At 66.5% G+C, this 17,618-nt stretch carries 15 protein-coding genes; 3 read left to right on the top strand and 12 right to left on the bottom strand.

The features are described from left to right. Positions 1 to 24: 24 nt before the first annotated feature. The 4 genes from DFO63_RS20290 to DFO63_RS20275 all read right to left on the bottom strand — a co-directional run bounded on the left by DFO63_RS20290 (position 25) and on the right by DFO63_RS20275 (position 5,617). Positions 25 to 3,195, bottom strand: a complete 3,171-nt coding sequence (locus tag DFO63_RS20290; RefSeq protein ID WP_014036828.1) for a multidrug efflux RND transporter permease subunit — start codon at positions 3,193 to 3,195, stop codon at positions 25 to 27. 112 nt (positions 3,196 to 3,307) lie between these two features. Then, complete coding sequence (locus DFO63_RS20285) at positions 3,308 to 4,531, bottom strand: efflux RND transporter periplasmic adaptor subunit (RefSeq protein ID WP_014036827.1); 1,224 nt, start codon at positions 4,529 to 4,531, stop codon at positions 3,308 to 3,310. Between the two features lie 91 nt (positions 4,532 to 4,622). Then, on the bottom strand, positions 4,623 to 5,393 hold the full coding sequence (locus DFO63_RS20280) for an SDR family oxidoreductase (RefSeq protein ID WP_049445448.1): 771 nt from the start codon (positions 5,391 to 5,393) through the stop codon (positions 4,623 to 4,625). After that, positions 5,390 to 5,617 (bottom strand): hypothetical protein, encoded by a 228-nt coding sequence (locus DFO63_RS20275; protein WP_014036825.1) that lies wholly within the window; start codon positions 5,615 to 5,617, stop codon positions 5,390 to 5,392. The genes DFO63_RS20280 and DFO63_RS20275 overlap by 4 nt, the downstream gene beginning before the upstream one ends. 147 nt (positions 5,618 to 5,764) lie before the next feature. Between DFO63_RS20275 and DFO63_RS20270 the strand changes: the two genes are divergently transcribed. Next, on the top strand, positions 5,765 to 6,796 hold the full coding sequence (locus tag DFO63_RS20270) for a LysR family transcriptional regulator (protein WP_005409107.1): 1,032 nt from the start codon (positions 5,765 to 5,767) through the stop codon (positions 6,794 to 6,796). Between the two features lie 461 nt (positions 6,797 to 7,257). Here DFO63_RS20270 and DFO63_RS20265 read toward each other — a convergent pair whose 3' ends face one another. Then, on the bottom strand, positions 7,258 to 7,953 hold the full coding sequence (locus DFO63_RS20265; protein ID WP_010484399.1) for an OmpA family lipoprotein: 696 nt from the start codon (positions 7,951 to 7,953) through the stop codon (positions 7,258 to 7,260). Positions 7,954 to 8,093: 140 nt separating this feature from the next. Beyond that, positions 8,094 to 9,509, bottom strand: a complete 1,416-nt coding sequence (locus tag DFO63_RS20260; RefSeq protein WP_119007684.1) for a deoxyribodipyrimidine photo-lyase — start codon at positions 9,507 to 9,509, stop codon at positions 8,094 to 8,096. A gap of 109 nt (positions 9,510 to 9,618) precedes the next feature. On the opposite strand from DFO63_RS20260, the gene DFO63_RS20255 reads away from it, so the two are divergent. After that, positions 9,619 to 10,203 (top strand): SMI1/KNR4 family protein, encoded by a 585-nt coding sequence (locus tag DFO63_RS20255; protein WP_101765282.1) that lies wholly within the window; start codon positions 9,619 to 9,621, stop codon positions 10,201 to 10,203. Between the two features lie 19 nt (positions 10,204 to 10,222). On the opposite strand, the gene DFO63_RS20250 is transcribed toward DFO63_RS20255, so the two are convergent. Genes DFO63_RS20250 through DFO63_RS20235 form a run of 4 tightly spaced genes read right to left on the bottom strand, consistent with a single transcriptional unit; the run spans position 10,223 to position 15,888 of the window. Next, positions 10,223 to 10,837 carry an inorganic diphosphatase gene (locus DFO63_RS20250; protein WP_119007683.1) on the bottom strand — a complete coding sequence of 205 codons (615 nt, stop codon included), beginning with the start codon at positions 10,835 to 10,837 and terminating at the stop codon, positions 10,223 to 10,225. 10 nt (positions 10,838 to 10,847) lie between these two features. After that, a complete protein-coding gene (locus DFO63_RS20245; protein ID WP_259337453.1) occupies positions 10,848 to 12,197 on the bottom strand; it encodes a metallophosphoesterase family protein in 1,350 nt (449 codons plus the stop codon). A 14-nt stretch (positions 12,198 to 12,211) separates the two neighbouring features. Continuing rightward, the gene (locus DFO63_RS20240) at positions 12,212 to 13,327 is read right to left on the bottom strand and encodes a phytase (RefSeq protein WP_049445457.1); all 1,116 of its coding nucleotides are present in this window, start codon (positions 13,325 to 13,327) and stop codon (positions 12,212 to 12,214) included. After that, positions 13,327 to 15,888: a TonB-dependent receptor gene (locus tag DFO63_RS20235; protein WP_119007681.1), complete on the bottom strand. Its 2,562-nt coding sequence runs from the start codon at positions 15,886 to 15,888 to the stop codon at positions 13,327 to 13,329. Before DFO63_RS20235 ends, DFO63_RS20240 begins: the two co-directional genes overlap by 1 nt. A 169-nt stretch (positions 15,889 to 16,057) precedes the next feature. Here DFO63_RS20235 and upp point away from each other — a divergent pair, with 169 nt between their 5' ends. Beyond that, positions 16,058 to 16,690: a uracil phosphoribosyltransferase gene (gene upp, locus DFO63_RS20230; protein WP_005409099.1), complete on the top strand. Its 633-nt coding sequence runs from the start codon at positions 16,058 to 16,060 to the stop codon at positions 16,688 to 16,690. A 63-nt stretch (positions 16,691 to 16,753) separates the two neighbouring features. Here upp and DFO63_RS20225 read toward each other — a convergent pair whose 3' ends face one another. Further along, positions 16,754 to 17,233, bottom strand: a complete 480-nt coding sequence (locus DFO63_RS20225) for an SRPBCC family protein (protein WP_049445461.1) — start codon at positions 17,231 to 17,233, stop codon at positions 16,754 to 16,756. Next, positions 17,214 to 17,573, bottom strand: a complete 360-nt coding sequence (locus tag DFO63_RS20220; RefSeq protein ID WP_119007743.1) for a metalloregulator ArsR/SmtB family transcription factor — start codon at positions 17,571 to 17,573, stop codon at positions 17,214 to 17,216. The genes DFO63_RS20225 and DFO63_RS20220 overlap by 20 nt, the downstream gene beginning before the upstream one ends. Positions 17,574 to 17,618: the final 45 nt, after the last annotated feature.

The following is a 17,618-nucleotide window of genomic DNA, read 5'->3' as shown; positions in this document are numbered from 1 at the left end:
GACCGGCGGCGACGGGGTTCCATGTCAGTGGTGGATGGTCGGCTCGCCGTGCTGCACCAGCTGGCCACCACCGTTGCGGGTGACGAACTTGCGCAGGGCCACGTAGAACACCGGGGTGAGGAACAGGCCGAACAGGGTCACGCCCAGCATGCCGGCGAACACGGTGATACCGGTCACCGAGCGCACCTCGGCGCCTGCACCGTGCGACAGCACCAGCGGCACGGTGCCGGCGATGAACGCGATGGAGGTCATCACGATCGGACGCAGACGCAGGCGGCAGGCTTCCAGCGCGGCTTCAACGATGCCCTTGCCGCCCATCTCCAGCTCTCTGGCGAATTCGACGATCAGGATCGCGTTCTTGCACGCCAGGCCCATCAGCACCACCAGGCCGACCTGCACGAACACGTTGTTGTCGCCACCGGTCAGCCACACGCCGAACAGTGCGGACAGCAGGGTCATCGGCACGATCAGGATCACCGCCAGCGGCAGCGACCAGCTCTCGTACAGCGCAGCCAGCACCAGGAAGGCCAGCATGATCGCCACCGGGAACACGATGAAGGCCGCCTTGCCCTGGGTCGCCTGCTGGTAGCTCAGGTCGGTCCATTCGGTGGTCATGCCCACCGGCAGCACCTTGCCGGCGATCTCGGTCAGCTTGTTCATCGCCTCGGCCGACGACAGCACGCGCGGGTCGGCTTCACCGGCCAGGTCCGCTGCCGGATAGCCATTGAAGCGCAGCACCGGGTCCGGGCCGAAGGTCTGCTTGATGGTGACCATCGAACCAATCGGCACCATCTCGCCGCGGTCGTTGCGGGTACGCAGCTTGCCGATGTCCTCGACCGTCTCGCGGAACGGACCATCGGCCTGGGCGATCACCTGCCAGGTACGGCCGAACTGGTTGAAGTCGTTGACGTAGGCCGAACCGAGGTAGGTCTGCAGGGTGTCGAACAGTTCGGTGAGCTGCACGCCCTGTGCCTTGGCCTTGACGCGGTCGACCTCGGCATCCAGCTGCGGCACGTTGGCCTGGTAGCTGGAAATCGGGAAGGCCATGCCCGGCGTCTGCGCAACGGTGCCCTGCATTGCCTGCACGGCATTCTGCAGCGCGCCGTAGCCCAGGTTGCCGCGGTCCTCGATGAACATCTGGTAGCCGTTGCCGTTGCCCAGGCCGAGGATCGGCGGCGGCATCATCGCGAACGCGAAGCCCTCCTGCAGACCGGCGATCTTCTGGTTGATCTCGGCATTGATCTGCGCGGCGGTGCGGCCATGGCGCTCGGCGAACGGCTTGAGCGGAATGAACGCCACACCGGTGTTCGGCGTATTGGTGAACTGCAGCGCGTTCAAACCCGGGAACGAGATGGTGTGGGCCACGCCATCGGTTTCCTGGGCGATCTTGGCGACCTTGCGCAGCATTTCATCGGTACGCGCGATCGACGAACCTTCCGGCAGCTTCACACCGGCGATCAGGTACAGCTTGTCCTGGGTCGGGATGAAGCCCGGCGGCACCAGCTTGAAGATCACGCCGGTACCGACCAGCAGGATCGCGTAGACCACGAACACCGCACCGCGACGGCCAAGGATGCGGGCCACGCCACGCTCGTACTTCTCCGAGCTGGACTTGAAGAAGCGGTTGAACGGACGGAACACCCAGCCGAACAGGCGGTCGATCAGACGGCTCGGGCCATCCTTCGGCGCACCGTGGGCCTTCAGCAGGCGCGCGGCCAGGGCCGGCGACAGGGTCAGCGAGTTGATCGCCGAGATCACCGTGGAGATGGCGATGGTGACCGCGAACTGCTTGTAGAACTGGCCGGTGACACCGGACAGGAAGGCCATGGGCACGAACACGGCACACAGCACCAGCGCGATCGCCACGATCGGGCCGGACACCTCACGCATGGCCTGGTGTGCCGCCGCGGTGGGCGACAGGCCTTCCTCGATGTTGCGCTCGACGTTCTCCACCACCACGATCGCGTCGTCGACCACGATGCCGATCGCCAGCACCAGGCCGAACAGGCTCAGCGTGTTGATCGAGAAGCCCAGCAGGTACAGCGCGGCGAAGGTACCCACCACCGACACCGGCACCGCGATCAACGGAATGATCGAGGCACGCCAGGTCTGCAGGAACAGGATCACCACCAGCACCACTAGGGCGATGGCTTCCAGCAGCGTGGAGACCACGGCCTTGATCGAGTCGCGCACGAAGATGGTGGTGTCATACACCGCTTCGTACTTCACGTCGGCCGGCATGGTCTTCTGCATCTCGTCCATAGTCGAGATGACCTGGTCACGGATCTCCAGTGCATTGGCACCCGGCGACTGGAAGATACCGATACCGACCGCATTCTTGCCGTCCAGCTGCGAGCGCAGGGTGTAGTCGCCGGCACCCAGTTCCAGGCGGGCCACGTCGGCCAGGCGCACGATCTCGCCATCGGTGCCGCTCTTGAGCACGATGTCGCCGAATTCCTTTTCGGTCTTCAGACGGCCCTGGGCATTGATCAGGGTCAGGAACTGGCTGTTCGGCAACGGTTCGGCGCCGAGCTGGCCGGCCGAAACCTGCACGTTCTGCTCACGCATCGCGCGCACCACGTCGCTGGCGGTCAGGCCGCGCGAAGCCACCTTGTCCGGGTCCAGCCAGGCACGCATGGCGTAGTCGCCGCCACCGAAGATCTGCGCGTCACCCACGCCCGGAATACGCGCCAGCGCATCCTTGACGTGCAGGCGGGCGTAGTTGCGCAGGTACAGCGTGTCGTACTTGCCTTGCGGCGAGGTCAGGTGCACCACCATCAGGAAGGTCGGTGACTGCTTCTGCGTGGTCACGCCCTGCCGGCGCACGTCCTCGGGCAGGCGCGCCTGCGCCTGCGCCACGCGGTTCTGCACCTTCACCGCCGCCGCGTCCGGGTCGGTGCCCGGGCGGAAGGTGACGGTCATCTGCAGCACGCCGTCCGAGCCGGCCACCGACTTCAGGTACATCATGCCTTCGACGCCGTTGATGGCCTCTTCAAGCGGGGTGGCGACGGTCTCGGCGATGACCTTGGGGTTGGCGCCCGGATACACCGTGCGCACGACCACCGACGGCGGCACCACTTCGGGGTACTCGCTGATCGGCAGGATCGGAATCGTGATCAGGCCTGCGGCGAAGATCACGATCGACAGCACCGCCGCGAAGATCGGCCTGTCGATGAAGAAACGGGAAAAGTCCATGGAGGAATTCCTGGGAAAGGCATTCGGCGGGCAACAGCCACCCTGCCCCTCGTCGGGACGACGAAGGCAGGGAAGGCTGCCGCTGGCGCCGGCAGCTAAGCGGGGACGCGGATCAGTGGTTCAGTGCGGCGGTGGCATCGCGGCCCGGTGCCGGCGCAGCCTGCGGCTGCATCGCCACGGCCTTGGCCTGCACCGGCATGCCCGGCATGAAGACCTTCTGCACGCCGTCGATGATCACCTTGTCACCGGCGGCCAGGCCGTGCTCGACGATGCGCAGGCCTTCAGCGGTGCGGCCAAGCTGGATGTCGCGGCGCTGCGCCTTGCCATCCTTGTCGACCACGTACACGTACTTGCGGTCCTGGTCGGTCAGCACGGCCTTGTCGTCGATCAGCAGGGCCTGGAACTGGCCGCTGCCGAGCAGCTGCACGCGGGCGAACAGGCCCGGGGTGAACTGGCGGTCGGCGTTGTCCAGCAGCGCGCGGACGCGGATGGTGCCGGTGCTGCGCGCCACCTGGTTGTCGAGGAAGTCGACCTTGCCCGCATGCGGGTAGCCCTCTTCGCCCGACAGGCCGACCTTCACCGGCAGTTCGCTGTCACGCTCGCTCGGGCGCTCGCCCTTGCGTGCCATCTGTGCGTAGCGCAGGAAGGTGCTTTCGTCGGCATCGAAGTAGACGAACACGGTATCCAGCGAGACCAGCGTGGTCAGTACGCTGGCACTGTCGCCGGCCGTGACCAGGTTGCCGGCGGTGACCATCGCGCGGCCGGCGCGGCCGTCGATCGGTGCGCGCACCTTGGTGAACTCCAGGTTGAGGCGGGCCGCATCCAGCGCAGCCTGCGCCGCCTGCACGGCGGCACCGGACTGGTCGGCGGCAGCGCGACGCTGCTCGGCGGTCTCGGTGGAGATCGCCTGCTGCTCGGACAGCCGCTTGGCACGCTCGGACTCGCTGCGGGCCAGCGTGGCCTGGGTGCGGGCGCGGGCCAACTCGGCGGCGGCACGATCGTATTCGGCCTGGTAGCTGCGCGCGTCGATGGTGAAGAGCACTTCGCCCTTCTTCACTTCCTGGCCTTCGACGTAGTTGACCTTGTCGATGTAGCCGGACACGCGCGGGCGCAGTTCAACGCTCTGTACCGCTTCGACGCGGCCGCTGAACTCGTCCCACTGGCTGACCTGCTTGACCAGCACCGGCGCGGCGCTGACCTGCGGCGGCGGCGGTGCACCGGCTTCTTCGGCATGGCCGCCGCTGCAGGCTGCAAGCACGGCCGCGGCGAGGATCGACACGCCGACCATCGCGATGCGATGGCCGAAACGATGTGGGGTGGTGTTGGGGGAAGTCATGGCATGCATCCGTACGGAGGGGTGGTACAGCTATATGAGAAGGTGTTGCGAAAATCGGCGGCGCATACTGCGACCTCAACCATGGTCGAGGTCAAGCAACGCCTGCGGTGTCGCGCCAAAGCGGAGGAACTTCCAGGTGCAGCAGGCCGCGCGGCAGTTCGGCATCGCTGCTGTCACAGCGGACGATGGCGCGGTTGTCGCGACACCCATCGAGCAGCGAGACCACGCGGCGACCGACCAGCAGCGAGCTGGGCCACTCGATGCAGGCGTTGGCCGCGTTGGCCGGGGTACACACCGGGCTGCAGACTTCCAGCATCTGCGCGCGCACGCCGATCGCCTGCGCTTCCTGGTGCACCACCTGCGCGTACATGCGCATCGCCGCGGCGGTGATCGAGCTTTCGCCGTAACCGGCCCACGGCTTGACTGCGGCCGGGCTGCCGATCATCACGTAGCGGCGCGCGTGCATGTTGTCCTGCAGCAGCGGCAGCAGATGGCGCACGGCGTGCACGTGCGGCATCAGGTCGGCGTGCAGCGCGCCGAGCAGTTCGTCGCCGTTGCGGTCAACCACGCGGCCGCGACGGTAGGGGCCGCCCATCGCGGCGATCACTGCAGCCAACGGACGCGGCCGCTGCGCGATGCGTTCGGCCAACGCCCGTGCCGAGCCGTCATCGCTGAGCGAACCCAGCACGGTTTCCAGGCCCGGCTCATCGGCGAACTGCTCATGCAGCGCCGCCAGCCGGCCCGGATCGCGACCGACCACCAGTACCGGGCTGCCGGCCTCCAGCAGGGCGCCGACCACGCCCTGGCCCACGGCACCGGTGCCGCCGAGGACCAGAACTTCGGGCGTCAGTATCCCATTCACGGGACATTTCCTCCCAAATCCGGGATAGTCCCAATTCGACGCAGTCGGTCGCCCTTGTGTGGGACCAGGCGGATGACGCCGCCACGCTGCTGACGCATGGGCGCGGTAAACTCACGAAAATCCTTGTGTACCAAGGAACTCGGACGAGCTTCGACGGTCATCGCCAGGTCCAGGGCGTTCTGGCCGGCATGCCGGAAGCGGGCAAGAATGTTGCGCAGGCTCATGGCGAGGGGGCTCCATTTCACGAATGGCGCCACGATAGACCTCAAACCTTTACTTGATTAGTCCTGATTAAGGGGAATAATCATCCCGCTCCCGGTCCAATCGTTCTGTCACGATTGTCCCATCCCCGACGTCCAGGATCCCCGACCATGTCCCACGATCTCAACGAGACGCTGATCTTCGTCAAAGTGGTCGAGCAAGGCAGTTTCATTGCCGCTGCCAAATCGCTCGGCCTGCCCAAGACCACGGTCAGCCGCAAAGTGCAGGAGCTGGAAACGCGCCTGGGCGCGCGACTGCTGCACCGGACCACCCGCCGCCTCGGCCTGACCGAAGCCGGCTCGATCTACCACGAACATTGCCAGCGCATCGCGCGCGAGCTGGAAGAAGCCGAGAGCGCGGTGAGCCAGTTGCAGTCCGGCCCGCGCGGCTGGCTGCGCTTCACCGTGCCCTACTCGATCGGCATCACCTGGATCGCCCCGCTGCTGGGCCAGTTCCATGCGCAGTATCCAGAGATCCGCCTGGACATGCACATGGGCAACGAGAAGCTGGACCTGATCGCCGGTGAGGCGGATCTGGCGCTGCGTGTCGGTGCCCTGCCCGATTCCAACCTGGTCGCGCGCAAGCTCGGCAGCCTGCGCACGCAAGTGTTCGCCAGCCCGGCCTACATCGAGCGCTATGGCGAGCCGCTGCATCCGGAAGAGCTGCAGTTCCATCGCATCCTGGCGATGCGCAAGCCGTACCACACCGGTAATTCACCACGCTTCACCTGGCAGCTGGGCGAGAACGGCGGCGAGCTGCGCGACTTCCCGGTCACCCCGCTGATGACGGCCAACGACATGTCCGCGTTGAATGGTGCACTGGTATGTGGCGAAGGCCTGCTGCTGACCGGTGATGTGATGGCCAAGCCGTTCGTCGAGTCGGGCATGGTACGGCGCGTGCTGGCCGGCTGGACCGGCCCGGAAGTGGACTTCAACGCCGTGTTCGCCGGTGGCCGCCTGGTCTCGCCGAAGGTGCGTGCGTTCGTCGATTTCCTGGTGGAAAAGCTCAACTTCGACGCCAACTACATGCTGGCGCAGTGCCCGGGCGCGAAGCTGGCGCAGCAGCAGAAGGAAAAGGAAGACGCCGCGCTGGAGAGCAGCGGCAAGCGCATCCTGGAGAAGGTCGCTGCTTCGGCGGCGTAACCGGGTTTTGTAGAGTCGAGCTTGCTCGACTTGGTTTTTTGAACGGTGCCGACCTTGGTCGGCGCCATTCGGAAAAGCCGCCACCGGGAGCGCTGTCGGCGTGCCGAGCAACGCTCGGCACCCACAACAATGCCGCCTGCAGGAGCGGCATTTTCGTTCCGGCTGCCTGGCTTCCGGTAGATGCCGACCTTGGTCGGCGCCATTCGGAAAAGCCGCCACCGGGAGCGCTGTCGGCGTGCCGAGCAAGCTCGGCACCTACAGAAAATGCCGCCTGCAAGGGCGGCATTTTCGTTCCGGCTACCTGGCTTCCGGTAGATGCCGACCTTGGTCGGCGCCATTCGGAGAAGCCGCGACCGGGAGCGCTATCGGCGTGCCGAGCAAGCTCGGCACCTACAGAAAATGCCGCCTGCAAGGGCGGCATTTTCGTTCCGGCTACGCCGGAACAGCAGTAACGCTATGCGTTACTGCTTGAGCGGAATCACGCGGATCTCGACGCGGCGGTTCTTGGCACGGCCGGCATCGGTGCTGTTGTCGGCAATCGGATACGACTTGCCGGCGCCCAGCGTTTCGATACGCACGCTCTGCACGCCCTGGCCGATCAGGTACTGCGCCACCGAGTCGGCGCGTTCCTTCGACAGGCGGTTGTTGACCGCGTCGCTGCCGATGCTGTCGGTGTGGCCGACCACTTCGATCATGGTCTGGTTGTAGTCACGCAGGGTGCCTGCCACGCCGTTGAGCGAGCCGTAGAACTGCGGCTTCAGGGTCGACTTGCCGAAATCGAAGGTGATGCCATCCGGCAGGTTCAGCATGATGTTGTCGCCCTGGCGCTGCACATCGATGCCGGTGTTGGCGGTGCGCTCGCGCAGTGCGCGTTCCTGGCGATCCTGGTACTGGCCGACGGCAGCGCCGCTGAGCGCGCCGATACCGGCACCGATCAGCGCGTGCTGACGACGCTCGGTAGCGCTGTCGCCGGTCAGCAGGCCGGCGGCCACACCAATCGCGGTGCCGATCAGCGCATTGCGGCCGGTGCGGTTCTGCTGCTCGGTCGGGTTGCCGTACTGGTCACTCTGCACGTAGGAGCCGCCGGTGGCGCAGGCCGACAGGACGGCCGCACTCATCAGGGCCAGTGCGACGTTGCGGGTGGTGTTGCGGATCATGTGGTTCTCCTTGGTTTCCGGTCGGGCCGGCGGCTTGCGGGCGCAGAGAGAATAAACAGCCCAATGCGATGTCGGGATGATGATGCGGCGCGGCGACAGGGCCGCGTTCAGCTAACTGACTGGATCGCTCATCCCGCGCTTTACCCTGCCCCCGTCTCCCGGTAGGCGGCCAGCGCGGCATCCCGACCGGCGGCCAGGTCCACCAACGGGGTGCGCGGATAGCCGGGGGCATGCGCGGCCAGCAGCAGTGGATGCTGCCACGGCGCGAAGCGCGCCTTCACCGGCAGCGCGGCCAGTTCGGGCACCCAACGACTGATGTAACGGGCCTGCGGATCGAACTTTTCGGCCTGGGTCACCGGGTTGAACACGCGGAAATACGGCGCGGCATCGGCGCCGGTCCCGGCCACCCATTGCCAGCCCATCGTGTTGTTGGCCAGGTCGGCATCGACCAGGGTGTCCCAGAACCAGCGCGCGCCATGCAGCCAGTGCGCGCGCAGGTGCTTGCACAGGTAGCTGGCCACGATCATCCGCACCCGGTTGTGCATGTAGCCGGTGTGCCACAGCTCGCGCAGGCCGGCATCGACGATCGGCACGCCGGTGTTGCCGCGTTGCCAGTCGTGCAGCTGAGCGTCACTGGGCGTTGCCCATGGGAAGCGATCGAAGCGCGGGTTGAGGTTGTCGGTCGGCGTCTTCGGGAAGTGATGCAGCAGGTGATAGGCGAAGTCGCGCCAGCCCAGTTGCCGCAGGTAACCGTCGATGTCGGCGTCAGTGCCTGCACTGCGCAGCCCCTCCAGCGCATGGGCGATGCGCCACGGCGCGATCTCGCCGAAATGCAGGTGCGGCGACAGCCGCGAGGTCCCCACGCGATCCGGCAGGTCGCGCTGTTCACGGTAGCCGCGCAATGCACCGTCCTCGAACACGGACAGTGCCTCCAGCGCACCGGCCTCGCCGGGCTGCCAGTGCTCCCAGAAGCCGGTATCCCAGTCCAGCGTCGGTGCCAGCTGGAGATCATCCAGTGCGAGGCTGTCGACCGTGTGTGGCGTCAGTGCCTGCGGCGCGGCCTGCAGCGCCGGCAGGCGCCAATGACTGAGTACGTTGCGCCAGTACGGCGTGAACACCTTGTACGGCTGGCCCTGCTGGGTCGCGATGTCCCAGGGCTCGAATAGCAGGCTGCCATTGCAGCTCTGCGCGTCGATGCCCTGCTCGCGCAGCGTACGCTTGATGGTCGCGTCGCGTGGCTGGGTGGCCGGTTCGTACTTGCGGTTCCAGTACACCGCCTCGGCGCCGGTCTGCTCGATCAGCAACTGCAGGATCGGCAGGCTGTCACCGCTGCGCAGCACCAACGACGAACCACGCGCGCGCAGGTCCGCATCCAATCCGCCCAGTGAACGGTGGCGCCACGCATCGGAGGCCGCACCGGGCACCCACTCGCCTTCCTCGTGCGGCGCATGGATGTAGACCGGCACCACGTCGTGGCCCGCATCCAGCGCGGCCTGCAGGGCCGGATTGTCCTGCAGCCGCAGATCACGGCGGAACCATACCAACGCTACCGACACGTGCACCGCCTTCGTTGTGGAAGGCGCACATCATAGCCAGCGGCGGTGAAGGAGATGCGCGCAGACGCCGTCTGCTAGACTGCACGGCCGCTACCCGTTGGGCTCTGACATGGATGATCTGCACGCCTCATTCGCCCGCTTCGGGCTGCTGCATGCCCAGCACGAGCGTGACTGGCAGGGCCCGTTCCCGCTGCCCCCGGCACTGGCGTGCTTCTACGCGCAGGTCGGGCCGCTGGGCGAAGAGATCAATGCCAGAGTTGGCCGCGCCGGCATCACCGTTCCCGGCCTTGATGTCTGGATACCGCCACTGCAACGCCTGTGGAGCCAGCAGGCCGGCTATCGATGGCACGGCATCAGCGGCGAACGGATCAACGACTGGCCATCGAACTGGCTGGTGATTGCCGATCGCGGCGCTGATCCGTTCATCCTCGACCTGGACGACGGCCGTGTGCTGTTCAGCCACCACGGTGCCGGCCTGCTGGATGCCGGCGAGATCACTACCGATGTGCCGACCTTGATGGCGGCTCTGGCTGCTGCAGGCACGGTGTACCTCGATGCCGGCGATGACCTCTACAACGACGATGACGATGGCGGCATCCGTCCTGAATACCAGGAGGCAGCCGTACAGGCGGTGGCCCGGGTACTGGGCGACCGCATGCAGGCCGAGTCGTTCATCGAGACGTTGCTGGACTGAATCCACGCATGCCGTGGATCTACTTTTCGAAGCGCTTCATCGCTTCGATGATCAGCGTGCGCGCCTCGGCAGCATTGCCCCAGCCGTTGAGCTGCACCGGGTTGCGACCGGGCGGCAGGTCCTTGTAGACCCGGAAGAACGCCTCGATGCGCTGGCGCTCGACCTCCGGCAGATCCGCCAGGTCGCGGATGCTGGCGTAAGTCGGGTCGACCTTGTCGGTCGGCACACCGATGATCTTCTCGTCGTGCTCGCCGCCATCGATCATCTTCAGGTAACCGATCGGCCGGAAGCGCACGATCACGCCTGGGTGCAGGGGTTCGCGGGTCAGCACCAGCGCATCCAGCGGATCGTTGTCACCGGCCAGGGTGCGCGGCATCGAGCCGTAGTTGGCCGGATAGGCCACCGGCATCGACTGGAAGCGATCCACGTGTACCAGGCCGTCTTCCTTGATCTCGTACTTGGTGAAGCTGCCGGCCGGAATCTCCACCGCCAGATTCACCTCCTGCGGGGCCTGCTTCGGCTGGGCGACTAGGAACGGATGCAGCACGGTATCGGCGGCCGTCACCGCACTGGCCAGTAACAGCAGCGCGGCGCCGATGGCAGCGACAGGAAGGATTCGTCGGAGCGTGGTCATTGGCATCTCGTCATTCCCAGCAGCGGTCGGCGCGACCCGTGGCGGTCTGCGCACGCGGGCAGTCGCGCGGTGCGATGCGGCCTTCGGTCAGCTCCGTGCGCTGCTTTCCACCCTTGGCATCACGACGCAGTTCGAAGGCATCGTAAAGACGGCCGGTCACGGTGCGTGCTTCATAGCGCAGGTGCTGCGGGTCGATGTTCAGCACCTGGAACAGCTGGGTGTCCTCGGCCACCGGGTCCATCGTCCTGCGCGCTTCGTCGGAAAGGCGGTACTGCTTCGGTCCGGCCACGGTCACCACATACTGCGGCGTCGCGGCCTGCCCTTCGCCACGGCGGCCATAGGTGTGATCGTGGCCCTGCAGCACCAGATCGACGTTGTGGCGGCGTACCACCGGCAGCAGCACGTCACGCAACGCGGCGTTCTCGCGCCCTTCGCGCGGCGAGTAGAACGGCTGGTGCAGCAGCACGATGGTCCATGGCTGCGGGTTGCCGGTCAGGACCTTATCCAGCCACTGTGCCTGCGCCTTGGCCGTGCCGAGGTCGAGTGCCGAGGTACCATCGACCACGGCCACGCGCACGCCCTGTGCATCGAACCAGTAGCTGGTCTGCTGCGCGGCGGTGGCGCCATTGCCCGGCAGCGCGAAGGTCACCGGCCAGTGCCGGCCCAGCACGCGACGCTCCTGCGGGGTGTCCTCGAATTCCTCGAAGTACTCATGGTTGCCGATCGCGGGGGCCACCAGCGTTTCCTGCGCCAGCCAGCCGGTGGCGGCAAACCACTCGCCCCATTCGCTGTCGTCCATGTTGTCGCCGCCACTGACCAGGTCACCGGCGAACAGGCTCATGCGCGCCTGCGGCGCAGCCTTCTGCGCGGCACGCACCACGCGGCTGACATGGCTGACGTTCTTGTTCTGGGTATCGCCGAAGTACAGCAGGGTCAGCGGCTGGTCGGCGCCGGCCAGCGTGCGCAGCTGGTTCCAGGCGCTCCAGCTGCCATTGCCCTGCACGCGATAGACGTACTGGGTGTCCGGCTGCAGGCCATCGATGTCGGCACGGTGATGGTGCGACAGCCCGTTCTCGGTCTGCAGCGCACGCGTCGTCGCACGCACCTGGCGGATGCCCTCGATGGCCGGCGAATCTGCGGCCAGCGCGATCTCCAGCAGTGGCGCCTGCACGCTGCCATCGGTACGCCAGGCCACGGCGAAACCGTGGCTGGGATCAGCCGAGGGCGAGGCGACGATGCGGTCCGGCACCGACGTCGCTGCGTAGTGGCGGCTACCCGCCGGCACCTGGGTATTCGGTTCGGCCGCCGCGAACGACAGCGACGGCAGCGCCAGCAGCAGGCCCAGCGCCAGCGCGCGCATCACGCACTGCCGGCTCATGCGCCACACTCCAGCGGCAGCGCGAGCTGCTTGGCGATGCTCTCCCAGTCGAACGCCACCACGCCCTGGTCGTCATGCACCGCATACAGCGCACCGTGCGGGAAGCGCGCGCTGGGCTGCTGCATCATCCAGATGCCATCGGTGTTGGCCACGGTGTTGCCCTGGAACGCGCCGACCGGCTTCAGCGTGTGCCGGTCGAACAGGTGGAACACGCTGCGTTGCTTGCCCTGCTCGGTGGTGATCCACCAGCCGTCCTCGCCACAGGTGCGCAGGGTCACGCCTTCGGCCTGCGCCTTGAACACGTCGCGGCCGAAGGTGGTACCGGTGAAGCGTCCGGCCAGCGTGTAGACCTTGAACTCGCTGGCGTAGCTCTCGTCCTCTTCGGCAATCAGCAGCCGGTCGTTCTCGGGGTCGCCCCAGATCGACTCGACCACGCGCAGCGCACCGGCTTCGGTGGTATCGCCGATGCTGGCCACCAGCTTCGCCTCGACCTTGGCGCCATCGCGGGTCACGTGGTACTGGCGCACGCGCTTGTCCAGCTCGGCCAGCGGCGGCAGGATGTCACGCCCCTGCGCATCCTCGCCGTTGTCCCAGGAGTCGGTGACGTAGACGCTGTAGCCATCGGCACGGCGGTCGACCCACAGCCCGTACGGCTTGCGCAGGTCGTCCGCAGCGAACGTCGCCAGCGGCGTGAAGTCCGGCAGGCTCAGCACCTGCACGCGGTGATTGTCGCGCTCCACGATCCACAGCAGGTCGTCGGTCACCGCGATGCCGTTTGGGCGGTCGAACTGCCCCGGTGCGGTGCCGCTGCTGCCGACGTCACGCAGGTGCTGGCCGGTGCTGCCGTCGTAGACCACCAGCTTGTCGGTGGCCTTGGCGGTGGCGATCAGCCACAGCGTGCCGTCCGGCGCGCGCCAGGCCGCCGGCGAGTCGATGTTGTCGGCCGGGGTCATCGGGGAAAGGAAGGCCTCGGCGATGGTGGTCACCACGCGCCCGCCGCTGGCGGCCGGCGCGACCGCTCCCGCAACCGGATCGGTGCCGGTGGCCGGCGTGCAGCCGGCGACCAGCGTGGCCGCCAGCGCGGCGGCCAGGACAGTGACGCCACGCCCCATCACAGCGCCACCTTCAGGCCCAGCGCATAGGTGCGGCCGTACTCTTCCATCTGCAGGGTGCGCGAACGCGTGCCCTGGTACAGCTCAAGCGGCTTGTCCAGCAGGTTCTGCGCTTCGAAGTACACGCTCACGCGCGGGGTGAACTTGTAATCCAGCGAGAAATCGAGCTGGGTGTTGGGTGCCACATAGATGTCGAATGCGCGCCCCTTGCCGATGCTGTCCAGGTACTCGCTGCGGTACACCGCCGCCAGGCGCGTGCTTACACCATATTTTTCATAGCCGATGTGCGCGCTGTAGACATGCTTGGAGGCACGCGGCAGGGTGAAGTCCTCGCCCTCCCGATCCTTGATGCCGGCATCGAATTTGGTATCCAGCCAGGTGCCACTGGCACCGACCAGCAGGCCATCCAGGCCGTCCGGCAGGAAGGCCAGCTGCTGCTGCCAGTTGAATTCCGCACCACGCACGGTGGCCTTGCGGCCATTGATCGGCTGGGTCACGTCGAAACCACCGTAGGCCGGATCATTGGTACGCACGGTTTCCACGATGTAGCCATCGATCGACTTGTGGAACAGGCCCAGCGAAACGATGCCGCTGCTGCCGATGTACTTCTCCACCGACAGGTCGATGTTCTTCGACTCGTACGGATCGAGTTCCGGATTGCCCAGGCGCACTTCCTCGTCACCCCGGCTGTAACCCACGCGCGGCGAGACGTCGCCGAAGGACGGGCGCGATACGGTCTTGTTGGCCGAGGCGCGCAGCACCCAGTCATCGGCCGCGTCATAGCGCAGGTGCAGGCCCGGCAGCACGTTGGTGTAGCTGCTGTTGGCCACGCGCGGGGTGACGGTGAAGCTGCGGCCGTTGGCGGCCACGTCCACCTGGTTGCCGACCGCCTTGAAGCGGGTGTTCTCCACGCGCACGCCGCCGATGATGCGCAGCGCGCCTACGTCCCAGGTACCCATGGCATAGCTGGCGAAGATGTCCTCGCTGGCCACGTAATCCTCTTCCAGCGACGTCATTGCATTGCCGCCGACGTCCTGCGGGCGGGAACTGTATTGGCTGCCGCTGGCCGCCCAGAACGCGCGCATCGCGGCCGAGTCCATGCCATCGCCCATGTTGCCGTGGCGATGCTCCGGCGAGGAAGTGGTCCAGCTCGACAGCGCCACCTTCGGGCCGACACGCAGTTCGCGCTCATCCACATTCACGTCGCGGTCGCGCCAGCGGCCAAGCAGGCCGAACTTGATGCTGCTGCTGTCGCCGTCGAAGCGCACGTTGACCTGTGCGCTGTGTTCCTTGTCGTTCACCTGCTTGGGCGAGAGCACGAAGCGGTCGAACGCGTAGTTGCTGTTGTCCAGCCACTGCGGGTTGTCGAAGCTGTAGCTCGGCAGGCGGCTGCTCTGGTCCAGGGTGCCGTTGAAGACCTTGCCGTTGAGCTTGAAGCGCGCCTCCATCTCGTCGTTCACGCGCTCTTCGGTACGGGTGTAGCCGATCCGGTAATCGACCACGGCGTTGGTCAGCTTGTTCTCGCCACCGAGGCTGGCCGCAAACGTGTTTTCCTTCTTGGTGCGGTAGCGCATGCGCTTGTCGATAGAATCCTTCGGCATGCCGTCCAGGCGGTACTGGTCGGTGCCGGTCTTGACCATCTTCGCGTCGTCGAAGTTGAAAATCACGCGCTGGCGGGTCTCCGCATCATCGAACTGGCTGTACAGCGTGCGCAGGTAGTACTTGCTGTCTTCGTTGGGACGCCAGTCGAGGTTGAGGTTGGCACCGATGCGCTTGCGCTCGATCTCGTACTTGCGGTGCTGCAGGTTGATCGCAGTCACGTCACCGGGGGCGGCATCGTCCTCGCCGTCGTACTCCACTTCGGTGTTGTCCGACTCGAACTTCCGCTTCTGGTAGTTCACGCCCAGCGCCACGCCGAAGGTATCGTTGAACACCTCGCTGTAGTTGAAGGCGGCCTTGGGGCTGGTCTCGCCGGACAGCTGCTGGTGGCTGCCCTCGATCTTGCCGCGCAGGCTGCGACCGTCGCGGTCGAAGGCCGACGCCGATTCCACCAGCACGGCGCCACCGATGGCATCACCCGGCATGTCCGGGGTCGGCGACTTGACCACGCGCAGGCGCTCGGTGGAATCGGAGGGGATCACGTCCAGCGGCGCGGCACGGCTGGAATCTTCCGGCGTGCCGATGGCGATGCCGTCCACGCTGACGCTGTTGAGATTGGCATCCAGGCCACGAATGACCACGAAGCGGCCTTCGCCCTGGTCGCGGGTCACACTGACGCCCGGCAGGCGCTGCAGTGATTCGGCCACGTTCTTGTCCGGGTACTGGCCCAGGGCATCGGAGGACACCGCATCCTCGATGGCATCGCTGCTGCGCTTGAGGTCGACTGCACGGATCTGCGATTCGAGCTGGGCGCGCACTTCAATGCGATCCAGGTCGACCGCGTCGGCCGCCACGGCGCCGGTGGCGGCTACCGCCTGCTGCCCGGCGGCCTGCAGCGGGGCTGCGGCCCCCATCGCCAGGGTCAGGGTGATGGCAACGGCCAACGGAGTCTTGATATGCACTGGGAATCCCCATTCCTGTTAAGAATGGGTCTGCACGGTATGTCCGCAAGGTTGCATGACCGTGACATGCATCTGCACATTTCATGTACGGCGGCTCGGGGCCCGGTTTGGGGTTCGACACGCCAATCCGGCAAAATGGCGTCCTCTCTCCTTTTCCCCCTTCCCGACCATGAAGATCGTCGAAGTGCGCCACCCGCTGGTGCAGCACAAGATCGGCCTGATGCGCAATGCCGCGCTCAGCACCAAGGATTTCCGCGAACTGGCCAACGAGCTGGGTACGCTGCTGGCCTACGAGGCCACCGCCGACCTGGACACCGAGCCGCACACCCTGCCCGGCTGGGCCGGCCCGGTCACGGTGCAGCGCATTGCCGGCGCCAAGATCACCGTGGTGCCGATCCTGCGTGCCGGCCTGGGCATGCTCAGCGGCGTGCTGTCACTGATCCCCGCCGCCCGCGTCAGCGTGGTCGGCCTGCAGCGCGATGAGGAAACCCTGCAGCCGGTGCCCTACTTCGAGCGCCTGACCGGCCGCCTGGAAGAGCGCGACGCGCTGATCCTGGACCCGATGCTGGCCACCGGCGGCACCCTGATCGCCACCATCGACATGCTCAAGCGTGCCGGCGCACGCCGCATCAAGGGCATCTTCCTGGTGGCCGCGCCGGAAGGCATCGAAGCGGTCAAGGCCGTGCACCCGGACGTGGAAATCTACACCGCGGCCATCGATGCCCAGCTCAACGACAAGGGTTACATCCTGCCGGGCCTGGGCGACGCCGGTGACCGCATCTTCGGTACCCGCGTCGGTTGAGCCGGCGAGCCGGGGTCAGAGCCCTTTCTGCGAAAGGGATCTGACCCCATCCCGCATTCCGGCCTACAGCCCGGCTGCGAAGGTTTCCAGCTGGCCGATGACGGTGTTCCAGCCGTCGAAGAAGCCCAGCTGCTCATGCTGGTCACGCAGGGCCTTGTCCGGGTGCATCACCCGCGCCGTGTAGCGGCAGCCCTGCCCCTCGTCCTCCATGGTGATGATGGCGGTGAAGCCCAGCCAGGGTGACTGCGGCCGCCAGCCTGCGCCCAGCATCGAGGTGAACACCAGGCGCTGCTGCGGCACGATCTCCAGGAAGCTGCCCGGATTGTCACTGCTGCCGCCATCCGGGCCCTGCATGAAGGTGTGGAAGGCCCCGCCGGGGCGCAGGTCGAATGCGCGCACCTCGGTGGTCCACGGCTCCGGGCACCACCACTGGCGCAGCAGTTCCGGGTCGGTCCACGCCCGCCACAAGGCCGCGCGCGGTGCGTTCAACACACGGCTGATGACCAGATCGGTATCGGGGTTGTTACCTGCGTCTACGGCCACGGGCCTGCTCCTGTCGGTGAAGGGTTTCGACGAAATCGACCATGCGGTCGGCGCGCGCCTCCCACACGGCACGCTGTTCGGCCAGCCACTGCTCGGCCTGGCCCAGCCGCGCCGGCACCAGTTCGCAGGTGCGTATGCGCCCCTGCTTGTGGCTGCGCACCACGCCGCTGCGTTCCAGCACGGCCAGATGTTTCATCAGCGAGGGCAAGGCCATCTGGAAAGGCTCGGCCAGCACCGACACCGTGCGTGGCCCCTGCCCCAGCGCGGCCACGATCGCGCAACGGGTCGGGTCGGCCAGTGCGTGGAAGACTTCCTGGATGGCGGGATCATACTTACCCATATGGCTAAGTAATACGCCGATCTGAATGCCGATGCAAGCGGACGC

This window comes from Stenotrophomonas sp. AG209, assembly GCF_003550055.1.
Taxonomy (GTDB): Bacteria; Pseudomonadota; Gammaproteobacteria; order Xanthomonadales; family Xanthomonadaceae; genus Stenotrophomonas.
This window is presented reverse-complemented; position numbering and strand designations above follow the sequence as displayed.

Excerpts from the sequence above, each read along its gene's own strand:
- DFO63_RS20275 (WP_014036825.1), bottom strand. The coding sequence starts at position 5,617 with ATGAGCCTGCGCAACATTCTTGCCCGCTTCCGGCATGCCGGCCAGAAC.
- DFO63_RS20270 (WP_005409107.1), top strand. The coding sequence starts at position 5,765 with ATGTCCCACGATCTCAACGAGACGCTGATCTTCGTCAAAGTGGTCGAG.
- DFO63_RS20250 (WP_119007683.1), bottom strand. The coding sequence starts at position 10,837 with ATGACCACGCTCCGACGAATCCTTCCTGTCGCTGCCATCGGCGCCGCG.
- DFO63_RS20285 (WP_014036827.1), bottom strand. The coding sequence starts at position 4,531 with ATGACTTCCCCCAACACCACCCCACATCGTTTCGGCCATCGCATCGCG.
- upp (WP_005409099.1), top strand. The coding sequence starts at position 16,058 with ATGAAGATCGTCGAAGTGCGCCACCCGCTGGTGCAGCACAAGATCGGC.
- DFO63_RS20245 (WP_259337453.1), bottom strand. The coding sequence starts at position 12,197 with ATGCGCGCGCTGGCGCTGGGCCTGCTGCTGGCGCTGCCGTCGCTGTCG.
- DFO63_RS20290 (WP_014036828.1), bottom strand. The coding sequence starts at position 3,195 with ATGGACTTTTCCCGTTTCTTCATCGACAGGCCGATCTTCGCGGCGGTG.
- DFO63_RS20255 (WP_101765282.1), top strand. The coding sequence starts at position 9,619 with ATGGATGATCTGCACGCCTCATTCGCCCGCTTCGGGCTGCTGCATGCC.
- DFO63_RS20240 (WP_049445457.1), bottom strand. The coding sequence starts at position 13,327 with ATGGGGCGTGGCGTCACTGTCCTGGCCGCCGCGCTGGCGGCCACGCTG.
- DFO63_RS20265 (WP_010484399.1), bottom strand. The coding sequence starts at position 7,953 with ATGATCCGCAACACCACCCGCAACGTCGCACTGGCCCTGATGAGTGCG.
- DFO63_RS20220 (WP_119007743.1), bottom strand. The coding sequence starts at position 17,573 with ATGGGTAAGTATGATCCCGCCATCCAGGAAGTCTTCCACGCACTGGCC.